This window comes from Pseudomonas sp. 31-12, assembly GCF_003151075.1.
GTDB lineage: Bacteria > Pseudomonadota > Gammaproteobacteria > Pseudomonadales > Pseudomonadaceae > Aquipseudomonas.
This window is the reverse complement of sequence record NZ_CP029482.1, coordinates 3,529,900-3,555,863: the sequence shown is the minus strand read 5'-3', so window position 1 is coordinate 3,555,863 and position 25,964 is coordinate 3,529,900. Positions and strand designations below refer to the sequence as shown.

Sequence of the window (25,964 nt, the reverse complement as noted above, 5' to 3'; positions counted from 1 at the left end):
AGACAGCAGACCAGGCATCATGGGCTTTGCGCTAGGTCGCTGGGGCCATCCCTTTAACCGCGGCCCGACCGGCTGTCTTGCGGTTACCGATATATTGGGCCAGCCTGCTTGATCAGATAGTAAGAAATGCGAGCACGATGCTGCGCAGGGACGCATGCTTCCAATTCAAGGGGGGCTTATGGACTCAGTGGACAGCAACGCCCAACGCTTGCTTAGCCTGATTGTGAAGGCTGCGCAGCTCGATGCCCGTCAGCACGCCGAGCGGCACGACCTTCTGCGTCAGGCCAGCGCATTGCTCTGGTGGCTGGAGCCTGGATCCTCTCCCCGCACAATCGCCACCCTGCTCTCCTGTCTAAGCCTGCCACTTGAGCAATGGCTTGATAGCCGTTTCAGGCAAGGGTACCAAGGCGTACTGCAGTTTGCTGACGAGCCCACCATGCTGTGCAATGCGATCGCGCTGGAGACTAATCCTCGCGTTGGCTGGGAGCGTGTTCAACAGATCGTGAAGAACGTTCGCGACCTCTGCAGAACGCGACCCCGCGGGGATGATGAGTACCGGCTGTTCCGGATGTTTCTGATCGACCATGGTGTCGTTGATGCTGACCGAAGCCTCGACTTTTTGATCCCGCTGCAAGTCAGTTTCAACTCGCTGTACGAGCCAATCCCTCAGCATCTGATCCGTTTGGGTCAGGTCTACCTGTGCCCGAGCTGTGGATGGCCAATGGAAATTCACCGCCACGCTGTGTCCTGTGGCGCGCACTGGTGTGAACAAACGGTCGGAATTTTTCAGTGGATGGATGACGAACTGGTGAGCGTTAGAAACGCGAAGGTAATACCACCACACCCTGCCAAGAACAAGTACCGGCTCACCCCACCTCTGTGGACATTTACCTTGATTCCTGGGCTACTGGAGCTGCGCCTGCGTGATGGCATCAGTCGGCTGGGCGTATCTGCCGAATTGTGGCCCGACGTTGATCAGGCTGACCTGCACTTCACCCTCGATGATCGAACCTACTCGCTGGATGCCAAGGTATGGCATTCCACCAAGAACCTTGGGCAACACCTGGCCAGCACTCCGCTAACGGATACGGTCATCGTCATCCCTGACTACCAGGCGCAATACCTGCACACGCTTGATGAGCAGTGCTCGCCCAGGCAGATCATGTCTGAGTCTCAGTGCCTGCGTTGGGTGAAAAAACTATGCCAACGCTAACTGAAAATGCCACCGCTCTTGCGCTTGGGTTGGCCATCAAGCACATCAGCAAGGAGCCAACCCTTGCTGATGCCGAAGTATTCCTGGTGGGGCGCCCCCATCTTTGGAGCGGTTGGGAAAGTGCTTCTGAGAGGGTGCGCGACCAGATCATCACGCTCATCAAGTACCGCCCTGTCGACCTGAACCAGACTGGACGATTTCTCGAAGAGGCCGGGCGAATAATCTTCGGTGGTGGTGCGCCGTTTCGGGTAGCGGCGGCTGATCTCTTGAGTGACCAGCAAGCCCCTCCTCGCCTCAAGGAGACTGATGTTTACTATTTTCAAGTGGGCTTCGACCTGGACGGCCTGATCGAGGAGAAGCTCTACGCCATCAAGACGGAGTCCACTGCCCCGTCATGCACTAAATGGCCCACTGAAGGGCAGATTCTCCTCCGGGAGACACACTCTGATGGCTACCGCACTTTCGTGATCTCCGAGGCGCAGCGTTCGCGGTTGGTGTTGGATGATACCCGTCTACCCTTGGTAGAGGCCTCGGATGTCACGACGTTCTCCTGGGAGAAGGCTTCGCTTTACGAGATAGCCAGTGCACTGGATCAAGCGGGATGTGACCCCGCGAACCATCTGCACCAAAGCCACCGAAGCTCCTTGAATGCAATCGTGCGCAACGATGGTTACGTAGAAGCGCATGCCGGGAAGTTCTATCGGGTCAATGCGCCGACTGGGACGGGGAAAACCGTTGTAATGCAGTTGATGGGCATCCACACCGCCTTGCAGTGCCATCGCGTGGTGATCGCGGTGCCCAACCTGACTGACGTACGCAACATGGTTGAAGCCTTGAAGCGCTCGGTACCGGTCGTGGCCCCTCACCTGAAGATCGCCCCGCTGCACTCCCAGCGCCGGATAGCCAAGGCGGGTGATTACTACTTCGCCCGCGCAAGGGAGGATCATCCTTACGACTATCGATGCCTGCTCGATGCCTGTGCCACTGACGGGAGCGTGAGCCCGCGCGATGAGGAGCCCTGCTTCAACCTGCAGCTTCCAGGCGAGCGTCGGGGGCGGGAGACGTTCAAGCGCATTCGTAGCTGTCCGTTTTTGAATCAGTGTGGCAAGCGCACCATGCTCGAACAAGCTTTGGCGGCCGACATAGTGGTGGTCAACCACCATGCCCTGATTTCCGGAACCACACGCATCGCTACAGAAGGTGGTGGCGGAGAGTCGAGAAGCCTGCTCGAACTGCTGCTCCGTTCGGCCTCGCTCTTCATGGTCGATGAGATCGATGGGTTGCTGCTGAGTGCGATCGATACCAGCGTCTTCGAACTCCCTTTGAGTAATCACATCGAGCACAGCAGCCTTGCTGAGCTACATATGGAAATTTTTGGGCGAGACAGCATTCCCGACGTCGACGCGTCTACCCTGTACCGTGCTCAACGGGCGTGCAATGCAGTGATTCTCCATACCACACGGCTGCTCCAGTTGGCCCTGAAGCATCTCACTTGGCCTGACCGCGAGACCGTGTGGGAGCGGGCAGAAGATCAGATGATTGCTGATTACCTGGGCGTCGATCCATTGGCGCTAGACGGCGTCTGCGGATATGGTGAGCAGGCCATCCCTCCCCACCTGGCGCCGCTGCGGGAACTCTTGCAAGCCTTCTCACACAACGACCCACTGCCGAGCCCGGTTGAGGTAGTCGTCAACATCGGCGCGCTGCTCAGCACGCTGGCGAAGCGGAAAAACCTGGGGCAGCGGCTGAACGACAAAAAGCTCGAAAGGCTCAGGTCGTCATTGGTCATCAGGACGAGTTTGCACTTTATTGAAAGCAGTCTTCGCACCCTCTATGCAGATGTCCCCGTTCTGGCGCGCGCTAAAGTAGCCGCAGCACTGAGGGTGCAGCAGGATCTTTCAGGATCAGCACCCTTCAGCCCTACGCCGCTTGGCCCTCTCCAGCGTGTAGTTTACGGATTCAAACGCAAGCAGGATGGACGGGACACGTGGTCGCTCCAGGTAGTGGCGATGTCCGGCGACCCTCACCGGACGCTTCAATACCTGCCCAACCTGACATCGAAAATCCATGCCGGCGTGAATCGCACCTTTATTGGCTTCAGTGCCACGGCATTTTTCCCTGGCGCCAGCTGCTTCGACTTGAACGCAAAGACGCTGATTGACGTACCGGATGCCAAGGGGAACATTCGCTTCGAAAACGTCAATGTCTCAGTGCATGTATCGGGGGCATCGCTTGATTCTCGACTCATTCATGTCCGGGATCTGGCCTATGAGCTGTGGCCATGGCTTACCAGTCGCTTAGCAGCATTGGAGCAAGATGACAGCACGTGCCATCGAGCACGATTGCTGTTGGTCACGGGGAGTGATGCCGAGGCAGAGCAACTCGCCTCGACGCTCTACGAGATTTCAGCGGGCCAGCGCAAAGTCGTATGGATTCGGGGAGGCAAGAAAGCCGATCGACAGGAGCGGTTGCCCCTGGCGAACAAGCTCACTTACGACGATCTCGTGGAGTTTGCCGATGGCCCCAATGCTGATGTGCAATTGATGGTTAGCTCCATCTACCCAATGGCGCGTGGTCACAACATAGTGACCAGGGACGGGAAGTCGGCCTTGGGTGGAGTAGTCGTTTGTGTGCGACCGTTGCCCTCTTCCGATCAGCCAGGCAACAACCTTGCACACCTTTGCTACAGCGTTGGTGAAAGCGTGGAAGCGTCCCCCAGCCCGGGGCTGGCGCTACTGAAGGAGCGAGCCATGGCGAACCGAATACTCAATGGCATCCGGCTGGCTCCCCCCTACTTTTACAGCCAACCCAAAGGCATACGGTTCTTCACCATCATGAACGTGCTGGTGACACTCACCCAGCTTGTCGGGCGTGCCAGGCGTGGCGGCACGCCCGTCACCTGCTATCTAGCTGACGCGGCGTTTTTCGACAGCCGCTACACTTGGGCGATGCTTTTGAATCGGACGATCGAGAAGCTCAAGCAGGATGGCCACTGGAGTGAATTTTCAACGCACCATGCGGGCCTGGTGGAAGCCATGACGCTTTACATCGAAGCGGTAGGCCCGCAAGCCACTGCAGGCACGCAAGAGACAGAGGGGCTACCTGATGACGATTTCCCTGAGGACTAACCTGTTCCGATTCGACCCGGACGAGCTTCCTCCCGTCATGCAATACCACGCTTCACGGGATTTCGTGAATGGATGGCAACTGCTCACCAATCATTTCGGTAAGCCCTATCTGCCCACTGAGTCACTTGAAGAGATTCTCAGTTACCTGTCAGGCGGCCCGGTATGGGTGAACGCGCAACTGCTCAAGAGCAAGGAGGCGCCAGCCATCGCGTCACTCAAGCCCATCGACCCAGGCAAACTGAACCGGGCAATCAACGTATGGGCTCAGCACATCCTGCGCAAAGCAATGCCAGGCCAACAGGACTTCATCGATCTGCTCGTGCCAGAGCGCCCAATTCCTATCCATGCATCTGACGTAATGCACGACCCACGACAGTCAACGGTGGCTTACAAGGTTGTACCGTGGATGCTCGCGCAGCAATTATCGAGCAAACCGATGGAGTCTTCCGTCCCGTTAAACCTCTCTGTCTGCAGCGATGGCTCCTTGCTTGCCTGGGACAACCCGCTGTTCTACGAACGTGGCGATCGCCGCGCAGTGGCTATGCACTCCGTTTCAACGAGTTTGTTGTTGCTGCACAAGGTGCCCAGTCAGTACGCGTCCGTTACGGTTCACCTGAGCCATATCTTGCCCGAGTGGCGTCACACCACACACTCGACCTGGATCAAAACCGCTCGCGGAATTTCCAAGTTCCAGATCCGCACATTGCGGACAGATGATGGTCACTTTCAGACCGTCTACACCAGTCCTGCCGCCGAACTCATCCAACACATGGGCGAAGGAAGTTTGCCGGCGCTGGGTGGCGATGAGATTTCTATGGCCGGGGCCCTCCGGCCGATTCATGCCCACACGCCGATTGGCTCGCCCATTGGCAGTGGCGTCGGTACGGTCATCCTCGACCAGGCAAGCTTTCACGTCCAGAAGACCCTGATCTCAGCCAAGCCCATGCTGACGCGCTATGTGGGCCGGCTCATCGCTCAGCGAGACAAAACGTCAGACGAGCCAGAGCGGCCGATTCGAATCGCAGTAGTGACCGCGCACACGGACATCATGATGCGCATCAACACGGCCTACGAAAACCTGGAGTCTCTTTCTCCCGTGTTCAAGGAAAAGCCCAAGCCTAAAGTCCTACTCCAGCAGATCCAGTGCAAGGATGCGCAACGGGTACTGACTTCCAGGACAACCTCGATGGACATTCAGAACTGGTTTACCCATGAATTGTTGCCACGGCTGACCAGCCTGGCGCCGGACGCCGCGATTATCGAAACAACCCCCGAGGTGGCCACGAAGGACGAAAACGATCCGAAGCATGTGTTGCGGACACTCTGCGCCAAACATGGGATCTCAACGCAATTCATCTTCCACCTGCCGTCTCAAGGTGAAGGAGCCACGTCATCGAAGGGCACTGCTCCAGGATTGAAGAGTCGGCTGCGCAAAGGCAAGACTGAGGAGTCTGATCCGCATGTCGATTACCCAGCCATCAACAGCCTCATCGATGCGACTCGTGGTACCGGCTATGTTCCGCTACCACTGAAACGTACCGCAGGCATCCCGGCCAATACGACCGTCGTTTCGATTTATGTCGATTACCTCCAAAAGTCCAACACTTACCTGCCCGTGATCACGCGCTCCTTGGTCAATACCCGGTATCTACAGGTCTACGTTGATGGTGCAGGTGGTCAACCAGGTCAGTGGAAAAGCTACAGCGAAGGACTCTGTGCCATTCATGCAAGCCCGAAGTTGCTGGATCAGGACGCTGCCAAACTGCTGATCAGGCAAGCACTCCTCGCGCCTACTGCCGTGGCCGAGAGTCCATTGATTGTGTACATCAACGCCGGTGCGAAGCGCCTGTACCCAGGCATGAATGATGGCGCAGGCCAAGGATTGCCTCCCGTTCCAAAAAACGCTTGGTTGATACGCACGCGGTCTGATTATCAAACAGCTCAAATGACCGGTGTGCAGTCACTTTCACCTCTGGCGCCGATGTTCATAGGAAATCGAATCGGCGTGCACCAAGCTGAGCACCAGGAACTGGTGTATTACTTCACGTCTTACTCGAAGACCTTCAATAAGGTGCGCTCTCACCGTTACCACACCCGTTACGACGTCACCCAGTCGCAGCTCAAGGATTCGTGGCAGCAGCTGGGAGTGACGGAGTTTGTGATGATCCAGGAAGGCAACTTTGCAAACAAAGACCAGATGGCGCTGCAGGCCGGATACTGGTGCAAGAATGCCCCATTGTGGGATGGTTTTCTTCGGCTTCCCTCCCCGCTTCACGCAGCCCGGCAGATTGCAGAGGATCATCCGGTTGCCGAGAAGCTGAGGAAGGGTCGCTTTTGATTGAGTCTATGGCTTGGCACAGCCTGCGGCTCGCCTGATCTAGCTGGTGTTGAGCAGGCTGCGAGTGTCTAACCCATGCACGGGCTCATCATCATTAGACCGTGCTCATGAAGGGACTGACGAAAGCCCTGATATGCCGCCCTTATCCAGCGTCACGGCTCAGTTCCTGGATGTTCAGCAGGGATGCTACTACGGAGTTATCCGCACTCTCAAAATTAGGTACCAAGCCTTCGAAAGCATCAGCACCTTTCAGTACAAATCCATCACCAAAGATGATCGGAGGGCGATTCGGTAGCCCGCCTAGGGTCAGGTCCAAGGACTTTTGCTCCATCAGCCACCGATTGTTCTCAATCAGTGCAGGAACGGCGTCATGGAAATACTCAGGCCCTTTGATTTGGCTGATTTGCGTCACGAAATGGGCATGGCTGCGCTCGAAGAATTCATCCTGCCTTTTGCGCCAGAATGGCACCAGATCGAAGATCAAGTCAGTGCTGAAGGACAACGCACCGGCAGTTGAGCGACGAGCCAATTCGTTCACGACGCTATGGATTAGTGCTGCTTCCGGAGAAACCCCTACCATGCGCCTCAACTGGTCGGCCGCTAAGACGTGGCCGTTTCCGTAACGTCTGTTACCCAGTGCATCCTCAAACCGTTGGCAACTGTCCTTAAGCATCTGCGTTGGCATATTCAGCAGCAACGTACAAAGACCTGCGGCGAGCGAGATTCCATCGACTGCTTCGGGCTGGCGTGCTGCACTCGAGACAGCATGAGTGATGGCGTGATATTCCGGAGCAGTGGGATCTTGAAAAAGACGCAGAGCTTTCGCTTCGGCTTCATCACGGGCGCCTTGAGGAAGACCCTCCCGCAAAAACAAAGGCAGGATATCACGCTGCTCTTGGTAGACAGCGCATGTCTCCAGTAGGCTTCCGAGGTAGATGGGGGACTTGAACAGTATGGTATTACGAGAACGGTCTTGCCCTCCGTAAAAGCATAGGGAAATGTGTTCGATTTGCTCGTGGGAATGCGGGATGCTAAGGCTAAAATCGACCTGCCAAGGATAGCGAGCGGCTAAATCCTGGTGTTCAAAACGTTCGATGAAACGATTGAGAGTAATGTCTCGCTTCAGCGCCTTCACCGAAGGGTTACCTGCCACAGGATTGGCTTGGAGTTCAAAAATCGCCTTCAGCGTTTTGAGCCCCCTGATTGAACAATTCATGTCGAGCCAGTGACGGGTCTCATGCGCCAGCGGAGCAAGTACGTTGTGTGCGCCGTCGACCAATGCAAGGCCTGCATCCCACTTTGGGGCGTAGATGGCCTCGGTGAGTTTCAACAGGTCAGGCTCTTCAGTTCGTTTTAAATGTATGGTTTGGGTTAAGTGGTCGTAGGTAGCGATGCTGCTGGAATTCAGGCTAACGCCGAGCATTCGAGTAATCCGTGATGGAGGCAAAGAAACGCCAAATGTACCGAGACAGAGCTTTTTGTTTCGAGGTGAACAAGAGTGAAACGCTCGAATGAGACCAACTACCGAGCAATCCTCGGCAGTTGTTTCTCAATTCTGGGTTGCTCCGTCGGCTGGCTCTTACCGACCCTTCAGAAAAGCTGCTAACCGACCTTTCAAACGCTCGTGCTCTTTCCCGGAGGCACTCAGCTCAATCGCTCTTTCGAGCTCAGCTAAAGGTGATGCACCCGGGATCGCGGCGAGGAAGTCGAAACGGTGTTCATGAAACTCGTATCGGTACTTCGACTGCTTGGGTGACAGATGTTCGAACGCACTGTCAATCCACTTTAGAGCAACGGTCGGATGCCCCAGCTGATATTCAGCAATTGCCATGAGTCGTTGGGCAAAGGGGCCGTTTTGTAAGTCTTCTCGTGTACTCAGCAATGCCTTGGCTTCTTCAGGTCTTTGCATTAGCAGCAGTAACTCAGCATGGCGCTGGCTGTGGAAACTCTCAGGCGGGAGCGTCTCGAACAGACGCAATGATTCTGCCCGTTGTGATTCAGCAGAGGCATCAGCGATACGTGACGCTTCAAACAGAATATCGGCCCAAGCAAACCTGTCCTGCGGAAGAGGCAGTTCATCAATGACTTTAGGAGGGATCGCCGAGATGAGTCTGTTTAGAAAATCGGGGGCTTCCTTTGAAAGGAATCTTGAAATGGAGGACATCGTCTGAAGAGCTTGGGAGATGCCTAGTTCTGCTGCCTCGACGAGCATCGTAGTGATGAGAGTCTCATGCTTAATAATGAGGTCAGCGAGTCGCAGCCAGGTCGCTAGCTCAACCGCGGCAAAGAACACTGAATGGGAGACCGGCTCGTTGGAAGCGGCTGCAGTGAAAATTCCATTGGCAATATCGGCAGCACGCTCCTGATTAAGAGGGCCACCTTTCTTGAAGAGGCGCATGATCTGGATTTCGGTTTCCGGCAAGGGATGAGGCCCGGCCAAGACTGCGTCGAAAATGGTGAGTGCCTCAGCCTCACGGTTCAGGCGTACAAGTGCCTTTCCCTTGTGGTGCTGGATCTCAGACTGCTGCTTGATGGTTAACCCTTTCGCTACAGCCAGCTTGTCGAATACCTCAATCCGTTCACCAAGCATGTGCTGTGCGTCGCTGCGGGAGGTGATTTTCTCATGCAGATAGAGTTTCTCAACCGTCTCAATCAGGGCCATCGTCGCTATCGGCGAAGCGGGGTTAGCGCCTTCGCCTATCAGGTCGGCATCCATGCGTGGGTTGGCTAACAGATCTGGTCGTACCTCCGACGGCGCCCATGTAGATAACATGGCGTAGATGAATGCGGGTCTACGATCTCCCCCTTCAACCAGGCGCTCAATCTTGACACGCAGGTTGATCGCTGCCGACCAAAAAGCTAAATCGGTACCCAACGCAACGGTACCCATGTAAGCGCAAACCTTGTCGGTGATTGCATCCCGATGAGACTGCGTCCACCAGGTCTGGGCTGAAAGGCTGGCATAAACCACATCGTGGAGGCGTAAAACTCCTGGCCTACTCGGGGCGGTCAGGCCGTACTTGCGCAACGTCCTTGCCAGCGCTGGAGTGGACAACGCCACCATCAGCTTGTAATCAATTTGCGAGTTGCCCGCCCATTCAAAGAATGCAAGCCCCTGCTCAGAAGCAATACGTAATCGACCGAGCAGCCGATCGGCCAATATTTGGCCATTTGATTCGAGCGTTCCAGGCATTTGGCAATCCTGCTCAATGTCGGCCCAGGACGCACCTTCGCAAACCGCTGCATTGAGTAGATTGATGGTTAGGGGATGCCCTCCGACAGACTGCCAAATCTTGTCCCAAGTCCGAGTTGGACAGGGTGACAGGTTTCGCGTCAGCAATTGCTGGGCATCCCATGGTGACATCGGAGGAATTCCGTGTGCGTCAACTGAGAGGGCTCTACGGGTTAGCAACACATGGGATCCTGGCCCGCACAGCGATGAAAGCGCACCGGATGTAAAATGCTCCTTTGCATCATCAATGATCACCAAGCACGGGCGACTTTTCAGTAGGCCTGCTACGTTGCGGCGTTCGCCCATTCGAGTGATTGGTACCGCTTGGAGATCTTCGATTCTCTCCAGATCCCCCCCTGGAAGCCACAGCACCGTGTGGTACTTGTGCCAGTTACGGTGAGCATAAGCGGCCGCCGCGTCCGACTTCCCGCTACCGGCCAAGCCCGCGAGAATCACACAGCTTCGCTCAGCAAAAAGCTTATCAAGCAATCCGTCCACTTCTGGCCGGGGGATGCGCGCGGGGTCTATCTGAGGAACAAGTGCTTGTGCCGCTTCCTCTTCTGAGAAACGAGACAGGGATGGTAAGTAATGGCCCAGTTTGCGAACGACATGTTCGTCGTCCAGGCCGTTCTCTATGATCGCATCCGCGATTTCTGAAGCCCCCAGGACATGGAGTGATCGACCTTTCATTTCTGGCCAACCAAGCACTTTAGTTTCAAAGGCCTGAGCGATCTGGGGAGCCTTTAAAGCGCTGGCGAGCAAGTAGATCTCTTTGGCATGTGGAGCTTTCGCCAGCACATGGCGCACGTCAGACTGTGCTTTGTCCATGGCAGACGCGAAGTACTTCTCAACGGCGGAATACTCTGCAGCGTGAGAACCGTCCGGCGAGACTCCATCAACAACGCCTGCAACGGGGAAACCTCTGGGATTGATTCCTCGAGAGCTCACCGGCACCTTGAGAACCAGATTCAGGACTAGCCCCCCGAATGCCTCGAAGGCTTGGCCTATTGAACCGATTTCACTGGATATTCTTCTTACGTAGTGTTTGCGTTTGTAGGGATCCATCTAACCCACCTTCCTCAAGTATCACCCAAAGCTGGGGGCGTGCGGAGCGCTGTGGAGAAACTTCAACGCGAGTGATTGTGGCGCAAAACTTTGCAGATGCCGAATTGGGAATGCTATCTGGCCCTTCCCAAGAACGCGAGGCCTGAGGAATTCGTTCGGCCATTCCAACACAGGCCGTTCACCCCCTAACTCTTGAAAGAATGGAACAAAACGTGTCGAGCAAGCTAGTCGACCTCATACGTCCTTCTATGCCACGATCATGCACTAGACAAATGGGGTGAAGATGACATGGCTTTCAGCGATGACAGCGGCGGATTCGCTTTTTCATGCTCGGACGCAAAGATGTCCATTGGCGCGTCGACATGGGCTACGCGTTTGAGTCAAATCAGCAAAGCCACCGGCGAAATCTTGATCCTGACCCGTGGTCTGCCTGATATATATTACATCACGAAAATTCTGGATAAGCGGCCCCGAGACATATGGATAGTGGCGCACGCAGACGCCACTGCTGGCGCTAAAACCCTGAAGGCAGCGAGGCCCTGGCTCCGGATCGCTGTGCACCGTGACATAGGTCCAAAAGCCGTCCTGGTGGCTCCTGATACTGTCTGGGTCTCTAGCAGTGACTTCGGAAAGGCCGGCAAGCTGGAATCAGCGGTGGGTTTTCATTCTACCGAACTATACATCCAGACGCGCTCGCAGCTTTTCGAGAGAGCGTGGGCTGAAAGTCATGAGCTGTAGAGCATCCTACAAATGAAAGCCTGAGCTGAGGATCAATTCAGGCAATAAATCTGATCACGAAATTCAGCTCTCCTCCTCCTCTGTTGTTAGACCGCTTCCTTGATAGCGGTGTCCTGCGTTTCAGCAGCACGAGACGCGTCAAGGTCGAGGTTGCCCTGCTCTTGGGTCGACAATACCTTGACGAGGAGCGCGTCCGTTTTGATGTTGTCGTACCGGTCTTCCAAGGTTTTCCGTAACCGCATCAGCCGCAAGTTGGCTGTGCTAACCAAAGCTCCATAAGTAGTAGCTCGGACTTGCCCGTACTTACGGGACTCATCCCCTACCGTCTTGGAAGTACCAACCCCGGCAGCGATCGACTGCCCCACGACCCAGGCCGTTATGAACGGTGAGCCGTTGACGTAGCCTGAGCCCGCGATGTCTTGGACGTACCCGTCGGCCTGGTTGACCTCCTGCCGATTGAGTTTGAAGCCGCCTTTCTTGAGCTCAATCAGAAGGATGTTCTGCATCTGGACGATAGACGCATCTTGAGGATCGAAATGCTCGATACCCACCAGTTGTACTGTGGATCGATCTGGCAGCACCACGATGTCTGGTCGCTTACGCTCGTTGGCAAAGGAGGCGTCGCCATCCCCCCAGAGCTGTTTCGCAACGCTTTTCAACGTCATGTTTGAGCAGTACTCCATCGACTCGAACTCGGGGCCAAACAACCAGCGGGATCGCAGAATCAGAGGGTGTAGGGTGTGGAGCTCATCCGTCTCAGGATCTTCCGCCAGCCTGGTGATGGCCTCAATGACGCAGAGCCGGCCATCAATCTCGTCAAGCACGCGCAATGCGTCCTTAACTGACCAGTCTGCCAAGAGGGAATCCAAGCCTTCAATATCGGTCGCAGGCAGGTTAGCCAGCTTTTGTAGTAAGGATGCCCCGCTCTTGGACTTCTCAAGGTTGATGACTGCTTTCACCGCCGTGGCGAGAAATTCTGGAGACACCATAGGGTGGGCCTGGGCGACAGCTTTCGTGAACTCTGATACTTCGAGTTGAGCACCATGCCCCAGGGATTTGAGCTCTGAACGGTTCTGTACCAGGGCATCTTCGGAGGTGGCCTCCACGACCTCTGTCGCCAGTTCATCCGCCACCCGAGTGATGCATTCCGCAGCGGCCTTGTACAACTCCTCGACGGCAGGTGTCGACTGAAACCCTGTCCAGTCTTGGGTCACGTGACCTTCAAAGCCCTGAGTGTCCACGATAACCTTGTAACGTTTGGCGAACCTCGTACGCCCATCGAAGTTCGCGACCTGGCCGATGACCCAAGAGGGGTTACCCACGAGTCGGTGTTCAACCCAAAATGCCACGCCTTGGTGGATGGACGAATGGTTCTGCTGTGTGGAGTCGATGACGATGACTTTTGCCGTGCGGCCATCACTCAGCTTCAGGGCGTGCGTGCGGGCATGCTGCTCAAGTTTCGCCAAGGTCAAAGGCGTACCATTTACTCGAATCTGGAATCCCGGGTCATGGATGAATCGTGCGGCGAGTACCGTGATGATTTCTTTGACATCCGGCATCTTGCGGGTGACTGAAACAGACAGCCGTGTGCCAGCCCCTTCACGCTCGGCAAACTCTTCTGAACGCACCACAAACGGACTGGGCCCAGACTCTGTACTCACCACGAAGGTGCTGAGCTTGGAGTCGCGCCATGTGTCGACCTGGTACTGATCACCGAAACATAGCAGCCCATGTCGACCCACCCCGTTACGCCCATAGGCTTTCCTGAGTTTGGAGCTCCTCTCCTTGGGAAATTCAACTTTGGCACTTTGGTGCTTGAGACGATTATATCGAAGCGTCATCCAACGTTTCCTGAACTGCTGGGCAGACATTCCGTGTCCATCATCGACCACGGTCAGGGTACCGCCAAGCTCGGTAGGTAGAAACAGATCGACCTTGCTCGCGCCTGCGTCCCAGGCGTTGGCCACAAGCTCAGTCAGCGCCACCTGCGGCACGTGCGCAACCGGGCCCAGTTCACGGAGAAGATAGTCTTCCTCAAACAACGAAAGGTGACGGTTCTGGTCAGACATTGATTCCCTCCATGGAGTGGTGTTTCCCGGACATTTGCCTGGGTGCAACGCATGTCAGCTATCGTACCTCAATAGCAGGTTTAGCTGAATCTAGCCGAAGTCGACCTGGATCGAGCCTTAGTCGCTTTCGGATTCGTTGCATGCCATTGCAGGCAACGTCCCTCTTCGTTGTCCATCACCCAGAGTCCTGAACAAATGACCAGCTAGATTTGGGCTTTCACGAAGGGAAGCAAGCCGAGCGTGCGCAGACCCTGCGTCGCGAGCGCATTTATCAGATGAACCGAGCGCTGGACTTCCCGATACTCTCCACCGAAATGACGGCCTCATACAAAGTTGCTATCGAACATTACAATGAAAGCCGGGCGTTCTTGAATGGTTATTGCTATTTCCATTCTTTTGCGGACGTCGACGCGCACTCGCATGCAGCTGGGGAAATTCGGCGGCTGACAGAGGCGTTAATCAACAAGCTGTGAACGCGCTTTGGTGCCTAGCTGATTCTTTGCAGTGCCTGAAATCGCGGGCAACCTGGGCTTCGGAAGGTCATCGAGAAAATAACTGCCGTCAGCGGTCTCAGAAGCCTGCGAGTGGCGCTTTGGCAGAGCGGCGGCCATGCATAAAATCGGTAACAAATTCTGGCCTCTCTGGCCAAATAATTTATGAGAGCATCCGCTTCGAATCCACTGAAGGACGAATCCATGTTCACTGCTCTGCTGCGCACGGCTCCGGAAGACAGGAAAGATCCTCCAAAGCGTCTGCTGTACCTAAGTCTGGTTGCACTATCGCCATGTATGGCACTCGCCACCTTGTGGAATCAAGGTGACCTGACCATCGTGACGAGTTCCATCACGCTCTCGGCTGCTGGAGTCCTCTACCTGAACCTGGAAAAGATTCAGAACTACCTAAGGCCCGCCTGGACACGTGAGTACGAAGCCAAGCTGGCTAAATTGGAAGCACACCTGATGCAGCGGGATCTTTCCGCTATCGAGCGCCAGCAGATCCTGGTTCGAATTCAGGATCTCAATGATCGTTACCATCTGGTGACCAATCCGACGCTCACCTATCGCTGGGTCAAGAGGATGGCGATATCAATGGGCTTCATCGCAAAAGCACTGCGCATGAATACCCACTGAAATCGCACAGCACAAATTGTCCATTCGTATTTTGAGGATAGAGTCAGCACCTCTGACTCCCTTCGAAAAGTGACATCATTCAGTGGGCAGTCAGCGGTATCTCACAGAGGGATGTGTAAGGCGGACGGCGTCCGCTGATGCCGCCTGACCTCGAATAAACAAGGAAACTCAATGGCAATCATCAATGACTCGACGTCTCGGCCAGTGGTCGAAATGACCTCCTCTATCCGAGACGCCTGCGACGATTACAAACACTACATTGAATTCATCCTTGAGCCTGCAAAGGAAGAGTTGGAGGCGAAAGTAAGAAACAATGAGGTTTTGCTCCATCAGGCTTTTGGAGTGAATTTGATTGTGGCCCACAGTGTTGACTACTTGCAGGCCATCCGATCGGCCGCCGGGATAAAAGAAAGTCGCACTGATCTCGTGAAGTCCTTTGACGAAAAATTCGCGGTATCGGGTGCGTATCTGAGTAACCGCAAAATGGAGTTGATCGATGCGATCAACAATGCGCTCAAACATATTCGAGTTGATCCTCGGCGATACAAGAGCCTTGGTGAGCGCTACGGGCAGATTTCTTTTCAGAGCTTAGTGGAGGATGAGGGTTGCGTGCTATGTCATCTGGAAAACTACCGATTCGACTATTGCCGGGTTGTGCTTCTGCCAGCGCTAAGGGCTTTGGCTAATTGGGAGTTCGACAGTGCAGAGAGTGTGCTGGAATTTGCCAAAGGTGAAGTGATCATTTGGCATGGGGGTTACTCCGATACCTACGATCCTTTTGACCCTTCGACGGCGATCGATCGAATGATAGAAATTTGCTCCTCCCCCTGCCAAAACTGTGAAGAGGACGCAGACGCGTGTCGCTGTTCTCAATATGTCTTTGCGGGAGATGAGGGGCAATTCGAACCGCTGTATTCGGCCTCTGAAGGAGAATTTGAAGAGCTAATGAACCATATCTCTCCCTCATACAATCGAGCGTGAGAACGCAAACGCAGCGCAAAACCCACCTGATGGCCTGGGTTAACCCAAGAAGATTTGATACCCAGTATCTCCCTGGGATACGAATGGGAGCATGCAGGGAAGACGCTCAGCGCGGTTCTAAAGCCGCGCTGAGACTTCCATTATTTACCTGCCTTCCCCTGAACGTATTGGCGCAAAGCCTGAGTTAGATACAGTGACTCCGATGTGTGAGCGAGCCTATGGCAATTCGCGCATAGCAACGCTAAATCCTCCACATTGGTTTTCCCTTTATGGTCAGCATGAGCCAGTGGGATCTGGTGATGGCATTCAATTACCCGAAAGCCATCCGTGCCGTAAAGCGCGTAAAAATCAACGCCACACGCCTCACACTCAAGCTTTTCTGTTTGGGAAAAACGCTCGTTCTTCAGCTGCAGAGAAACACCTTTGGCTCGCTCACGCCGACGATGCGTGGTCATTTGCAGAGATCCTTCCGCATACTCCGGGGCAACCAAGCTTTCCCTTGCTTTCAGGAATTTGAAATGAAGCCCCGCTACTTGATTTGATTGGGTGGTTAAATGCAATAAATCGCCCTGGTTGTAAAAATCAAAGTTCTTCAGGACATGCACGAAGACCTTGGAGGAATCTTCATCCCATCGCGCTCGTCTCCAATCATCTGAGCAAACTTTCTTTGCCGGCCCATGGCCGTCACACCGACTTGAATATGGGCAGGTGGGCAAGCACTCCAGATCACTCGGCGTGTGCCATCCCTCCTGTCCAGGCATCAAAGAATCCAGGATCCGTTGATCCTCTTTAGTAAAGCTCACTGCCTCTTGCACCAGCATTCAGAAAACTCCTTGAATCAAGCGATGTGAATATTTCAGCTGGCTCGGCAATTGTATAAATGAGCGCCTATTGTCGTTGCCAGCCGCCCTCCGAAATCACACGCCGATATCCAGATTCAGCCAAAATACTGCCAACACTCCCAGCACCGCTCGCGGAGGGAACACCTGTGTCCGGCTTAAATTCACATGGCGTTCGTGACGATTCACCCGACAACGAAGAAAAGGCGCCGTTGTCAGTAGCGCGGAGGCCATTTGGAAAGCTTGCCAATCTAACGGATGGGCATCATTAACTGAAAGCAAGGCTCTCGGCCAATTCGACCACTTGTTTTCGATCATCTTGTTTCAGGCAATGAAAGCATTGCAGCAGATGAGCTTCATCGTCGTTTGCGCAATAAAAATACGCCACGGGTAGATCCAGCACCGTCGCAATCTGCTTCACAATGCTTTCACCAGGCAGGTGAACGCCCTTTTCGTATTGAGACATCCGCGCCGAAGCTGTGGCCGGCTCAATGCCCGCCTCAATCCCCAAACGCTCCTGTGAAAACCCTCTTGCCTTGCGCGCCTCTTTCAAACGCTTGCCGAACGTACCCATTTTCTCTCGCCGCAAAAGGCTAAGAGATTCTTAGATTCGGTTTGCCCGCATACTAAGTAATCCTTAGTATTTGGCAGAAATATCCTTTTGCCATCACTCCAAGCGCTCGGACAGGGACTCAAGATGAAGGAAATGCAGATCGTAGACGGCCGGCTCGACGAGAAATCGCGCGGCTTCGGCGGCGACATGGTGAGCTACCATTTTTGGAAAATTGACGGCAAAAAACTCGAACCGATCGAGATCCCAGATGTGCTGGACGCTCATGTGAAGGCAGGGGATCGGGTTCGAGTGACGGCTCAACTGGGCAAAGACAAGGTCAACAGAATCTGGGCCATTCAGGTAGCCGGAGAGCCTGTTCGTTCGGTGGTCACGATTCCCTTCATTGGCGTCTCCCTAGGAAGGCTAGGGATCCTGCCTCTGGCGGTCGCCATCTTTACTATATTTGTTGCTTATGGCTTCTGGCAAAACAGCACGCACCACGGAGGATTTCACGGCTCGTCCTACCAGCTAGCCTGGATCGCGCTCAATCTGTTCGTCAGCTATCGCTACATGGTTAAGCCAATATTGATCATCACGCGTGGCATCAAGGCGTTTCGCGAATATTGCGCCAAGGCCCCAGCATCGACGTCGACCGCCAACTGATACCGAACGAACGTCGGTGAGTCGCCCGAGGGCCCGAAAATGAATTACGTCGAGCTGATTCAGCTTCAAGCCGAGCTGGTATTTGGCAACAAAGACAAAGCCGATACCTGGCTGCACCAACCGAAAATCGCCTTAAGTGGCAGCACACCATTGGAACTCGCTTCCACTGAAGCGGGATACGAACTCGTAAAGGCTGAGCTCGAAAAACTCAGTCACGGATTCGCCTGCTAATGCGAGCCTCTCCCCCAAATCCTCGAACTCAACATGATTGTTTTTGATCTCAACACAAACGACACCGAAGCTTTACTCAGGCACGTTGAAACGTTCAATCCGAACTCAGGCGATGCTCGTGAGGATTCACGACTGCGAGAGGCGTTGCTTGAATTGAAGGAGGCTTTGGCTCAGCATCTTAAAAATTCGTGGGATAAGGGCATATAGCGGACAGATGATGAACTTCCCAGCGTCCGAATTAACAAGCACCCGAAGTTCTCAGTGACTATTCAGGGCCATCCCAATTGGAGCTCGCATCTCGATGACGATTCCGAGAAAGGGTGAGATCTGGAAGCTCGCGGTTGAAACGTTGCGTGCACAACGCTTGAGGAGCGGCCCACCACCACTCATTGTTGATCCAAGATATTCTGCCCATGTTGCGGGTCGGCTTCGTCCCCGCCATCCACTCAAGCGCCCAGATGCCTATCAAATTCGTTCTATTCGACGCCTTCGGCACCCTCCTTCAGATTCCCCAAGGCCGACACCCCTATCGCCAAATTTTGAGAGAAGGTACTCGACAAGGGCGCCGGACCCACCCAGACGACCTTCGTCAAATCCTGACTCGTAACCTGAATTTGGCCGAGGCAGCAGAGCTGTTTGGAATCAAAATCCACTCAGCCCACATGGCTGATATTGAAGGAGATCTAGAGGCCGATCTTCAGAGCATTGAAGCGTTCGAAGATGGTCTTCGCGCGGTCGAAAAGCTGCAGGCTGAGGGCATCAAAACAGCTGTTGCGTCGAATTTAGCTGCACCTTACGCGTGGCCTATTCGGCGGCTGTTCCCGACTGTGGATGCGTACGGCTTCAGCTTCGCGCTCGGGGCCATGAAGCCCGAGCCTTTCTTTTACAGGGGCACATGTGAGCTTTTGGGAGCAGACACCAGCTACTACTCTGGAGGCGACAATGTGGTCATGATCGGCGATTCTGAAAAATGTGACCGTGATGGCCCCAACGCCGTGGGCATACCGGGGTTTCTTCTGAACCGACAGGGCGGTAAAGACTTCAGCAGCCTCAATGAATTCGGCGATATGGTTCTGAGCTGCAAACGTCAGTGAGCACCTACCGTCTGCGACTGATCGACCGTTGCAGTCAGTCGCCCCCGGGGCGTTAGGCGAATATCGCTCCAACCGCAAAAAACTTTCAAACTTGTCGCGCGGCTCATCGGCGCTCGCCCGACAGCATGGGAGACTTATACAAATCAGGCCCCCGTCATGAGGCTTTAAAGCGGAGCCCCCGATTCACGATCAAGCAGGTACGCGATTTCACGAGTTTTATCCTCCAGAGTCTCAATCAGCCTGCGCCGCAGGCGGGTACCCGGGTGTGATTGCTACGCGGGTGAGGACAGCAGCAACCCCGACTTCAAGGTTGGCGACAATGTGCAGCTCAATGTTGGGGAGAAACCGGCGCGACAGAGCGTGCCGGTAATTTTCATCACTACAGTCTCATTTTTTAATGGAAACAATTGCGGCTTTGCCACCATCTAGCCGAAAGGAAAACGATACACGGTCTCCGGCCATCAGCCCTGTCAGCTGATCCTCCTTTACGGAAAAAGCCATAGTCATCGGCGGCCACTGTACGGCTGGAACAGCTCCGTGGGAGATGGTCACCGTATGTTTCGTAGTATCTATAGCCTTGATCGTCCCCTCGGCTTTAGCGACTGGAGCCTGTTTTGTTTCCTGCTCCATCTGCATGCCCTCCATACCGTCCATTTTCATGCCCGGCATGTCCTCTGCCAGGGCAGAAAGAGACAGCGTAATTACGGTGCTAGCAACTGCAATCATGGCCAATTTCATATGACTTTTCCTTGAGAGCTGATGGGTTCAACTATGAGGTGCCGGCGACGCATCAGGCGATAGGCTGCCGGAATGACAAACAGGGAAAGCAAGGGTGCCGTGATCATGCCGCCGACCATAGGCGCGGCGATGCGGCTCATCACTTCGCTACCAGTACCGCTGCCCAACAATATGGGTAAAAGGCCGGCAATGATCACGGCAACGGTCATGGCCTTGGGTCGAACGCGCTGCACAGCGCCTTCGCGAATGGCCGCAACCAGCCCACGCTCAGTGTTGTCGCCGAGGTCTTCACGTTCGGCCCAGGCGTTCTTCAGGTAGAGCAGCATGATCACGCCAAATTCGGCAGAAACACCGGCCAGTGCGATAAAGCCGACCCCGGTTGCGACCGACAGGTTGAACCCCAACAGATAGAGGAACCATGCCCCGCCAGTCAATGCGAATGGCAACGTGGCCATGATCAACAACGCCTCATCGAAGCGGGCAAAAGTCAGGTAGAGCAGCACGAAGATGATCAACAGCGTGGCAGGCACCACCAGTTTGAGGCGTGCGTTAGCCCGTTCCAGAAATTCGAACTGCCCTGAGTAACTCAGGCTCATGCCGGGCTGCAACTTGACCTGCTCATTGACGACCTGGCGTAGATCGGCGACCACAGAAGCAATGTCCCGACCACGCACATCGATATACACCCAGCCTGAAGGCCGTGCGTTCTCGCTCTTGAGCATTGGCGGCCCGTCAGTGACCGTGACCTTCGCTACCGTGCCGAGGGTGATCTGGCTACCTAGCGGTGTGTAGATTGGCAACTGCTCCAAAGCGCCTAGCGAGTCACGCCACTCACGGGGGTAACGGACGTTGATCGGGAAGCGTGCAAGCCCTTCAATGGTCTCCCCGACGTTTTCACCGCCGATAGCGCCGGCCACAATGGACTGCACATCGGCGATATTCAGTCCGTAGCGGGCGGCGGCCTTGCGGTCGATATCCACGTCGATATAGCGGCCACCGGTCAGTCGCTCAGCCAGAGCCGAACTGACACCGGGCACATCCTTTGCCACCCGCTCGACCGCCTGAGTAGCGGCATCGATCTCCGTCAGGTTGGTGCCGGCAACTTTCACCCCAATTGGACTCTTGATACCCGTAGCCAGCATGTCGATACGGTTGCGAATCGGTGGTATCCAGATATTCGTCAGCCCAGGGACTCGTACCACTCGATCCAGTTCTTCCACCAACTTTTCCTGGGTCATGCCTGGACGCCATTGCTCGTGCGGCTTGAATTGGATGGTGGTTTCGAACATCTCCAGCGGTGCGGGGTCGGTGGCGGTTTCAGCGCGCCCCGCTTTACCGAAGACGTGTTCGACTTCAGGCACGGTCTTGATCAGACGGTCAGTCTGTTGCAGCAGTTGTGCCGCTTTCTGCGCCGACAATCCCGGTAGAGCTGAAGGCATATAGAGCAGGTCACCCTCGTCCAACGGGGGGAGAAACTCGCCACCCAAGCGAGACATTGGCCATAGCGCACTGACAAAAACCAATAGCGCCACCAGCAGAGTGATCTTTGGTCGACGCAAGACTGCGTCCAGGGCTGGCTGATAGATCCGAATCAACCACCGGTTCAACGGATTCTGATGTTCACTGGGAATTCGTCCTCGAATCCAGTAGCCCATCAGCACTGGCACCAAGGTCACTGACAATCCCGCCGCTGCCGCCATGGCGTAGGTCTTGGTGAAAGCCAAAGGGCCGAACAACCGTCCTTCCTGAGCTTCCAACGTGAACACCGGAATGAACGACAGGGTGATGATCAACAAACAGAAGAACAGCGCGGGGCCTACCTCTGCCGCCGCTTCGGTCATTACATGCCAATGACGTTCACCCTTCAGTTCTTCCCTCGGATTGGCCGCGTGCCATGCCTCAATCTTCTTGTGGGCGTTCTCGATCATCACCACTGCGGCATCGACCATGGCGCCAATGGCGATGGCAATCCCGCCCAAGGACATGATGTTGGCGTTGATGCCTTGGTAGCGCATGACGATGAAGGCAATCAACACACCAACAGGCAGGGAGATGATCGCCACCAGGGATGAGCGCAGGTGCCAGAGGAAGATTCCACAAACCAACGCGACGACTATGAACTCTTCGATCAGCTTGTGGCTGAGGTTTTCAACAGCGCGGTCGATCAGCTTGCTGCGGTCGTAGGTGGTAACGATTTCCACCCCGGACGGCAGACTGCTTTTCAGTTCGTCGAGTTTAGTCTTGACCGCCGCAATGGTCTCGCGAGCATTCTTGCCACTGCGCAAAATCACCACGCCACCGACGGTCTCGCCTTCGCCGTCAAGTTCGGTAATGCCCCGCCGCATTTCCGGCCCCAACTGGATCGTTGCGACATCGCCAAGGGTCACTGGTACACCACCCGCACCCAACTTAAGCGGGATCGCCCGGAAGTCATTGAGCGTCTTCAGATAGCCCGAAGCGCGCACGATGAACTCGGTCTCCGCCATCTCCAGCACGGCACCACCGGTTTCCTGATTGGCCTTGCCGATGGCTTCGGTCACCTCAGCCTGAGTGATACCGAGGCTGGCCAATTTCAGCGGATCGAGCTGTACTTGGTACTGCTTGACCATGCCACCCACGGTGGCCACTTCTGCAACGTTCGGCAGGGTCTTGAGTTCAAACTTAAGGAACCAGTCCTGAAGAGCACGGAGCTGTGCCAAGTCGTGTCCGCCACTGCGATCCACTAATGCGTATTGAAAGATCCAGCCCACCCCCGTCGCATCCGGCCCCAACGCCGGCTTGGCGCTGGCCGGCAACCGACTTTGTATTTGGCTCAGGTACTCCAACACCCGCGAGCGAGCCCAGTACAAGTCAGTGCCGTCTTCGAACAACACGTACACGAAGCTATCTCCGAAGAAGGAATAACCGCGTACCGTCTTGGCGCCCGGCACCGAGAGCATGGTGGTGGCCAACGGATAGGTCACCTGGTTCTCGACAATCTGCGGCGCTTGCCCCGGATAAGGGGTGCGGATGATCACCTGAACATCCGAGAGATCGGGCAGCGCATCGATGGGCGTGCTCCGCACCGACCAGATGCCCCAAGCCGTGACGAACAGTGTCGCCAGTAGCACCAGGAATCGGTTGGCCACTGACCAACGGATCAGGGCAGCAATCATGGCTGGCTCCCCGATTTTTCCAGACGCTCAACACGCAAGCCATCGTCGGTCTGGCTCACCGCGACCCGAACCTTGTCGCCCGTTTTAAGGCCCTGCATCAGAGCCGGGTTGGCGAGTGGGAAAGTCATCGTCATGCCAGGCATGCCCAGCGTCTTGAAGGGGCCGTGGGCGAGCGTGACTTCTTTTTCGTTGATCTCAACGATCTGCCCATCCGCTTCATGAAAGCTGGAGGCTGCTGCGCTGGATGGTGACTCTTCCTCTGAGCTTGCAACGATGCCCTTAAGACTGGCCTCCGAATCGAGCAGGAACTGGCCAGAGGTAACTACCTTCTGTCCTTCTTCCAGGCCTTTCAATATCGCCGTCTTGCCATCGCTTTCCTGCCCGAGTTGCACCTCCACGGGACGGTAGCGGCCCGCGTCTTCGGCGAGCATTACCAAGGCACGTCGGCCAGTGCGAATCACCGCCTCGCTGGGCACCCACAATACACTTTGCTCGGTCGAGCGGTTCAGGCGTACCTGCGCCGTCAAACCCGGTCTGAGGCGCCCGTCCGGATTGGGTAACTCGACACGTACCCGAAGGGTGCGGCTGTCCGGATTGGTCTCGGGCAAAATCGCGCTGACCTTGCCACTGAGTGTTGTTCCTGGGAAGGCTGGCAGACGCGCTTCGACCGCCTGCCCCACGGTGATAGCTCCGGAATCCGATTCTGGAACTGCCACGGCTAGCCAGACACTGCTCAAGCCATTGACGCGCGCCAGAGTGTCGCCAGTCGCCACGGTCATACCCGCACGTACATTCAACTCTTGCAGCACACCGGCAATAGGGCTGGTGAGCGTCAGGTAAGGCTGAACCTTACCGCCACGCTCTAACTGAGTAATCAGTGTTGCCGGCATCCCTGTGAGCCGCAGTCGTTGGCGGGCGGCAGCCAACAAGTCAGCATCACCGTTGCGCTTCAGGGCAAGGAACTCTGTCTGGGCGGCTTCCCACTCGGGCACCAGGATATCCGCCAACGCCGCGTTGGCTTTGAGTACATCGCCGGGAGCATGGGCATAGACCCGCTCCACAAAGCCAGTGGTGCGGGCCTGAATCACAGCGACATCACGCTCGTTGAATCCCAAGACTCCTGTGACGTCGAGACTGGAGTTAAAGATTCCACGGGTGACTGTCGCAAAACGCAGACCGAGATTCTGAATCAGACTCGGATCGATACTGACGGTCGCACGATCTCCTGCGCCACCGGCGTACTGAGGAACCAGTTGCATGTCCATGAAAGGAGATTTACCCGGTTTATCGAACTTTTGCTGCGGGTACATGGGGTCGTACCAATACAGAGCCTTGCGTTCCTCTGGGGAGTTGGGACTCTGCTCCGGGCTGGCAACAGGTACTCCGCTCATGCGTTGATGTGCGAACCAGTAACCACCGGCAACACCGAATGCCAGCGAGATGCCTACCAGCAATGCCCCGTTCCATTTTTTAAGGATCATTGGCTGGACTCCCCATAAGCAAAATACAGACGCGCACTGGTCAGTGCTCGCTGCTCTTCCACGTCGATCTGTTTGAGACGAACCTCGATGAGTTCACGTCGGGCGGCAACAACCGCGTTTAAATCGCCTTTTCCCGAGCGATAACTGGCCATGCTGAGTTCGACCTTTTCCTTAGCCAGCGGCAACAGGCTTTCCTGGTTACGGCGTACCGCACGATTCAGGCGCTCATAGTCAGCCAGTTCGTTTTCCAGTTGCTGGGTATGCTCGCGTGACAGGGCTTCACGCTCGGCCTCAAGCTGACTGAGTTCCGCCTGTTTGGCTGCGATTTTGGGGTTTTGGCGAGAGTCAGGAAACAGCGGCAGATCCCAGGAAAATTGCACGCTGACCATATCGCCGAACTCACGGCCACGGCGCTGGTAATCCAGTTCCCAGCTCCAGTCTGAATGCTTCTCCGACACAGCTTCACGAACCTTGGCTTGCGCTTCGCGGGTCATCGGTGCAAACGCTGCCAACTCGGGATGGTGTTGCAGTTTATGAGAGTAACTTGAGGTGTCGACGGGCCATTCAGGCAAGCTGCCCACAGGCTTGTCGTTGGCGGCGGAGCCAATCCAGCGTTTGAGGGCCGCTCGAGCCTGTGCTCTCTGGAGAATCAGATCGTCCTGCTGCTCCGCCAGTTGAGCTGCTTCCTGCTTGGGTGTCACCGCATCGGCGGGTTGAGCGCGGCCACCGGCAATTTGGGCCCGGACGGTATCGCTCAGCAGGCGGTTTTCTTTGTAGAAGTCCTGGAACAGCACATCTTTGCGCTCAACCGAGTAGCTGCTGATCCAGGCCAACGCCGTGGACTGGCGCACCTTCAGACGTTCGACTCGACGCTCCGCAGAAGCACGATCAATAGCTGCATCGGCGACTTCGATACGCGCTTTGCGCTTGTCGCTATTGGGCATCTCCTGCCTGACCCCGACCATCTGCATAGTCATGAAGTCTTGGTCGATACTCCAACGATCCGGGCCGCCGATGGGGTAGTTCTGCAGGCCCACCAGGAGCTTGGGATCAGGTAATTCACCAGCAGGGATGGCTGCATTGCTGGCAGCCTGAATTTTCGCGTCTTGTGCGGTCAGCGACGGCGCATTGTTTTCTGCCAGCCGCAATGCTTCATCGAGCGTCAATGCGGCAGCGAAACTCGGCAATGCCAGCACGCTTGCTGCTAGGCCGGCCACGAGAGACCAGCCTGTGCAATTGCACTTGGAGTTCATGTTTACGATTCCTGTAATCATCCACTGCACGCGTCAAAAGACATGCGCGCAGCTAGTCCATCC

18 protein-coding genes are annotated in these 25,964 nt (G+C 55.5%); 9 read left to right on the top strand and 9 right to left on the bottom strand.

Going from position 1 to position 25,964, the window contains the following annotated elements; translation table 11 throughout:
- The first annotated feature begins 178 nt into the window (after positions 1–178).
- The 3 genes from DJ564_RS16685 to DJ564_RS32030 are packed head-to-tail and all read left to right on the top strand — an operon-like array spanning position 179 to position 6,679.
- Positions 179–1,213, top strand: coding sequence for a hypothetical protein (locus DJ564_RS16685; protein WP_109631531.1), 1,035 nt, complete (start codon positions 179–181; stop codon positions 1,211–1,213).
- Positions 1,201–4,341 (top strand): hypothetical protein, encoded by a 3,141-nt coding sequence (locus DJ564_RS16680; protein WP_109631528.1) that lies wholly within the window; start codon positions 1,201–1,203, stop codon positions 4,339–4,341. The genes DJ564_RS16685 and DJ564_RS16680 overlap by 13 nt, the downstream gene beginning before the upstream one ends.
- Positions 4,319–6,679 carry an RNaseH domain-containing protein gene (locus DJ564_RS32030; protein ID WP_162556212.1) on the top strand — a complete coding sequence of 787 codons (2,361 nt, stop codon included), beginning with the start codon at positions 4,319–4,321 and terminating at the stop codon, positions 6,677–6,679. The genes DJ564_RS16680 and DJ564_RS32030 overlap by 23 nt, the downstream gene beginning before the upstream one ends.
- A gap of 142 nt (positions 6,680–6,821) precedes the next feature.
- Here DJ564_RS32030 and DJ564_RS16670 read toward each other — a convergent pair whose 3' ends face one another.
- The 3 genes from DJ564_RS16670 to DJ564_RS16655 form a co-directional block, all read right to left on the bottom strand.
- Complete coding sequence (locus DJ564_RS16670; protein ID WP_109631525.1) at positions 6,822–8,102, bottom strand: hypothetical protein; 1,281 nt, start codon at positions 8,100–8,102, stop codon at positions 6,822–6,824.
- A gap of 156 nt (positions 8,103–8,258) precedes the next feature.
- A complete protein-coding gene (locus DJ564_RS16665) occupies positions 8,259–10,976 on the bottom strand; it encodes a hypothetical protein (RefSeq protein ID WP_109631523.1) in 2,718 nt (905 codons plus the stop codon).
- 824 nt (positions 10,977–11,800) lie between these two features.
- On the bottom strand, positions 11,801–13,783 hold the full coding sequence (locus DJ564_RS16655) for an ATP-binding protein (RefSeq protein ID WP_109631516.1): 1,983 nt from the start codon (positions 13,781–13,783) through the stop codon (positions 11,801–11,803).
- 209 nt (positions 13,784–13,992) lie between these two features.
- Between DJ564_RS16655 and DJ564_RS16650 the strand changes: the two genes are divergently transcribed.
- From DJ564_RS16650 to DJ564_RS16640, 3 genes are all read left to right on the top strand, one after another.
- Positions 13,993–14,256 carry a hypothetical protein gene (locus DJ564_RS16650; RefSeq protein WP_109631513.1) on the top strand — a complete coding sequence of 88 codons (264 nt, stop codon included), beginning with the start codon at positions 13,993–13,995 and terminating at the stop codon, positions 14,254–14,256.
- A 222-nt stretch (positions 14,257–14,478) separates the two neighbouring features.
- The gene (locus tag DJ564_RS16645) at positions 14,479–14,913 is read left to right on the top strand and encodes a hypothetical protein (RefSeq protein WP_109631510.1); all 435 of its coding nucleotides are present in this window, start codon (positions 14,479–14,481) and stop codon (positions 14,911–14,913) included.
- A 171-nt stretch (positions 14,914–15,084) separates the two neighbouring features.
- Positions 15,085–15,894 (top strand): hypothetical protein, encoded by an 810-nt coding sequence (locus DJ564_RS16640; RefSeq protein ID WP_109631507.1) that lies wholly within the window; start codon positions 15,085–15,087, stop codon positions 15,892–15,894.
- A gap of 140 nt (positions 15,895–16,034) precedes the next feature.
- On the opposite strand, the gene DJ564_RS16635 is transcribed toward DJ564_RS16640, so the two are convergent.
- Both DJ564_RS16635 and DJ564_RS16630 read right to left on the bottom strand, forming a co-directional pair.
- Entirely contained in the window at positions 16,035–16,715 is a 681-nt protein-coding gene (locus tag DJ564_RS16635) for an HNH endonuclease (RefSeq protein ID WP_109631504.1), read from the bottom strand.
- Between the two features lie 286 nt (positions 16,716–17,001).
- A complete protein-coding gene (locus DJ564_RS16630; RefSeq protein WP_109631502.1) occupies positions 17,002–17,307 on the bottom strand; it encodes a helix-turn-helix domain-containing protein in 306 nt (101 codons plus the stop codon).
- Between the two features lie 132 nt (positions 17,308–17,439).
- On the opposite strand from DJ564_RS16630, the gene DJ564_RS16625 reads away from it, so the two are divergent.
- The 3 genes from DJ564_RS16625 (at position 17,440) to DJ564_RS16615 (ending at position 19,274) form a co-directional block, all read left to right on the top strand.
- A complete protein-coding gene (locus tag DJ564_RS16625) occupies positions 17,440–17,949 on the top strand; it encodes a hypothetical protein (protein ID WP_162556211.1) in 510 nt (169 codons plus the stop codon).
- Between the two features lie 39 nt (positions 17,950–17,988).
- On the top strand, positions 17,989–18,180 hold the full coding sequence (locus DJ564_RS16620; protein WP_109631496.1) for an MbcA/ParS/Xre antitoxin family protein: 192 nt from the start codon (positions 17,989–17,991) through the stop codon (positions 18,178–18,180).
- A 458-nt stretch (positions 18,181–18,638) separates the two neighbouring features.
- Positions 18,639–19,274, top strand: a complete 636-nt coding sequence (locus tag DJ564_RS16615) for an HAD family hydrolase (RefSeq protein ID WP_109636063.1) — start codon at positions 18,639–18,641, stop codon at positions 19,272–19,274.
- A gap of 387 nt (positions 19,275–19,661) precedes the next feature.
- On the opposite strand, the gene DJ564_RS16610 is transcribed toward DJ564_RS16615, so the two are convergent.
- The 4 genes from DJ564_RS16610 to DJ564_RS16595 are packed head-to-tail and all read right to left on the bottom strand — an operon-like array spanning position 19,662 to position 25,901.
- Positions 19,662–20,012 (bottom strand): copper-binding protein, encoded by a 351-nt coding sequence (locus DJ564_RS16610; RefSeq protein ID WP_109631492.1) that lies wholly within the window; start codon positions 20,010–20,012, stop codon positions 19,662–19,664.
- Entirely contained in the window at positions 20,009–23,167 is a 3,159-nt protein-coding gene (locus DJ564_RS16605) for an efflux RND transporter permease subunit (protein ID WP_109631489.1), read from the bottom strand. Before DJ564_RS16605 ends, DJ564_RS16610 begins: the two co-directional genes overlap by 4 nt.
- On the bottom strand, positions 23,164–24,648 hold the full coding sequence (locus tag DJ564_RS16600) for an efflux RND transporter periplasmic adaptor subunit (RefSeq protein WP_109631486.1): 1,485 nt from the start codon (positions 24,646–24,648) through the stop codon (positions 23,164–23,166). Before DJ564_RS16600 ends, DJ564_RS16605 begins: the two co-directional genes overlap by 4 nt.
- Positions 24,645–25,901, bottom strand: coding sequence for a TolC family protein (locus DJ564_RS16595; RefSeq protein ID WP_109631485.1), 1,257 nt, complete (start codon positions 25,899–25,901; stop codon positions 24,645–24,647). Before DJ564_RS16595 ends, DJ564_RS16600 begins: the two co-directional genes overlap by 4 nt.
- Between the last annotated feature and the right edge of the window lie 63 nt (positions 25,902–25,964).

Excerpts from the sequence above, each read along its gene's own strand:
- DJ564_RS16685 (WP_109631531.1), top strand. The coding sequence starts at position 179 with ATGGACTCAGTGGACAGCAACGCCCAACGCTTGCTTAGCCTGATTGTG.
- DJ564_RS16680 (WP_109631528.1), top strand. The coding sequence starts at position 1,201 with ATGCCAACGCTAACTGAAAATGCCACCGCTCTTGCGCTTGGGTTGGCC.
- DJ564_RS32030 (WP_162556212.1), top strand. The coding sequence starts at position 4,319 with ATGACGATTTCCCTGAGGACTAACCTGTTCCGATTCGACCCGGACGAG.
- DJ564_RS16670 (WP_109631525.1), bottom strand. The coding sequence starts at position 8,102 with ATGCTCGGCGTTAGCCTGAATTCCAGCAGCATCGCTACCTACGACCAC.
- DJ564_RS16665 (WP_109631523.1), bottom strand. The coding sequence starts at position 10,976 with ATGGATCCCTACAAACGCAAACACTACGTAAGAAGAATATCCAGTGAA.
- DJ564_RS16655 (WP_109631516.1), bottom strand. The coding sequence starts at position 13,783 with ATGTCTGACCAGAACCGTCACCTTTCGTTGTTTGAGGAAGACTATCTT.
- DJ564_RS16645 (WP_109631510.1), top strand. The coding sequence starts at position 14,479 with ATGTTCACTGCTCTGCTGCGCACGGCTCCGGAAGACAGGAAAGATCCT.
- DJ564_RS16640 (WP_109631507.1), top strand. The coding sequence starts at position 15,085 with ATGGCAATCATCAATGACTCGACGTCTCGGCCAGTGGTCGAAATGACC.
- DJ564_RS16635 (WP_109631504.1), bottom strand. The coding sequence starts at position 16,715 with ATGCTGGTGCAAGAGGCAGTGAGCTTTACTAAAGAGGATCAACGGATC.
- DJ564_RS16630 (WP_109631502.1), bottom strand. The coding sequence starts at position 17,307 with ATGGGTACGTTCGGCAAGCGTTTGAAAGAGGCGCGCAAGGCAAGAGGG.
- DJ564_RS16625 (WP_162556211.1), top strand. The coding sequence starts at position 17,440 with ATGCAGATCGTAGACGGCCGGCTCGACGAGAAATCGCGCGGCTTCGGC.
- DJ564_RS16620 (WP_109631496.1), top strand. The coding sequence starts at position 17,989 with ATGAATTACGTCGAGCTGATTCAGCTTCAAGCCGAGCTGGTATTTGGC.
- DJ564_RS16615 (WP_109636063.1), top strand. The coding sequence starts at position 18,639 with ATGCCTATCAAATTCGTTCTATTCGACGCCTTCGGCACCCTCCTTCAG.
- DJ564_RS16610 (WP_109631492.1), bottom strand. The coding sequence starts at position 20,012 with ATGAAATTGGCCATGATTGCAGTTGCTAGCACCGTAATTACGCTGTCT.
- DJ564_RS16605 (WP_109631489.1), bottom strand. The coding sequence starts at position 23,167 with ATGATTGCTGCCCTGATCCGTTGGTCAGTGGCCAACCGATTCCTGGTG.
- DJ564_RS16600 (WP_109631486.1), bottom strand. The coding sequence starts at position 24,648 with ATGATCCTTAAAAAATGGAACGGGGCATTGCTGGTAGGCATCTCGCTG.
- DJ564_RS16595 (WP_109631485.1), bottom strand. The coding sequence starts at position 25,901 with ATGAACTCCAAGTGCAATTGCACAGGCTGGTCTCTCGTGGCCGGCCTA.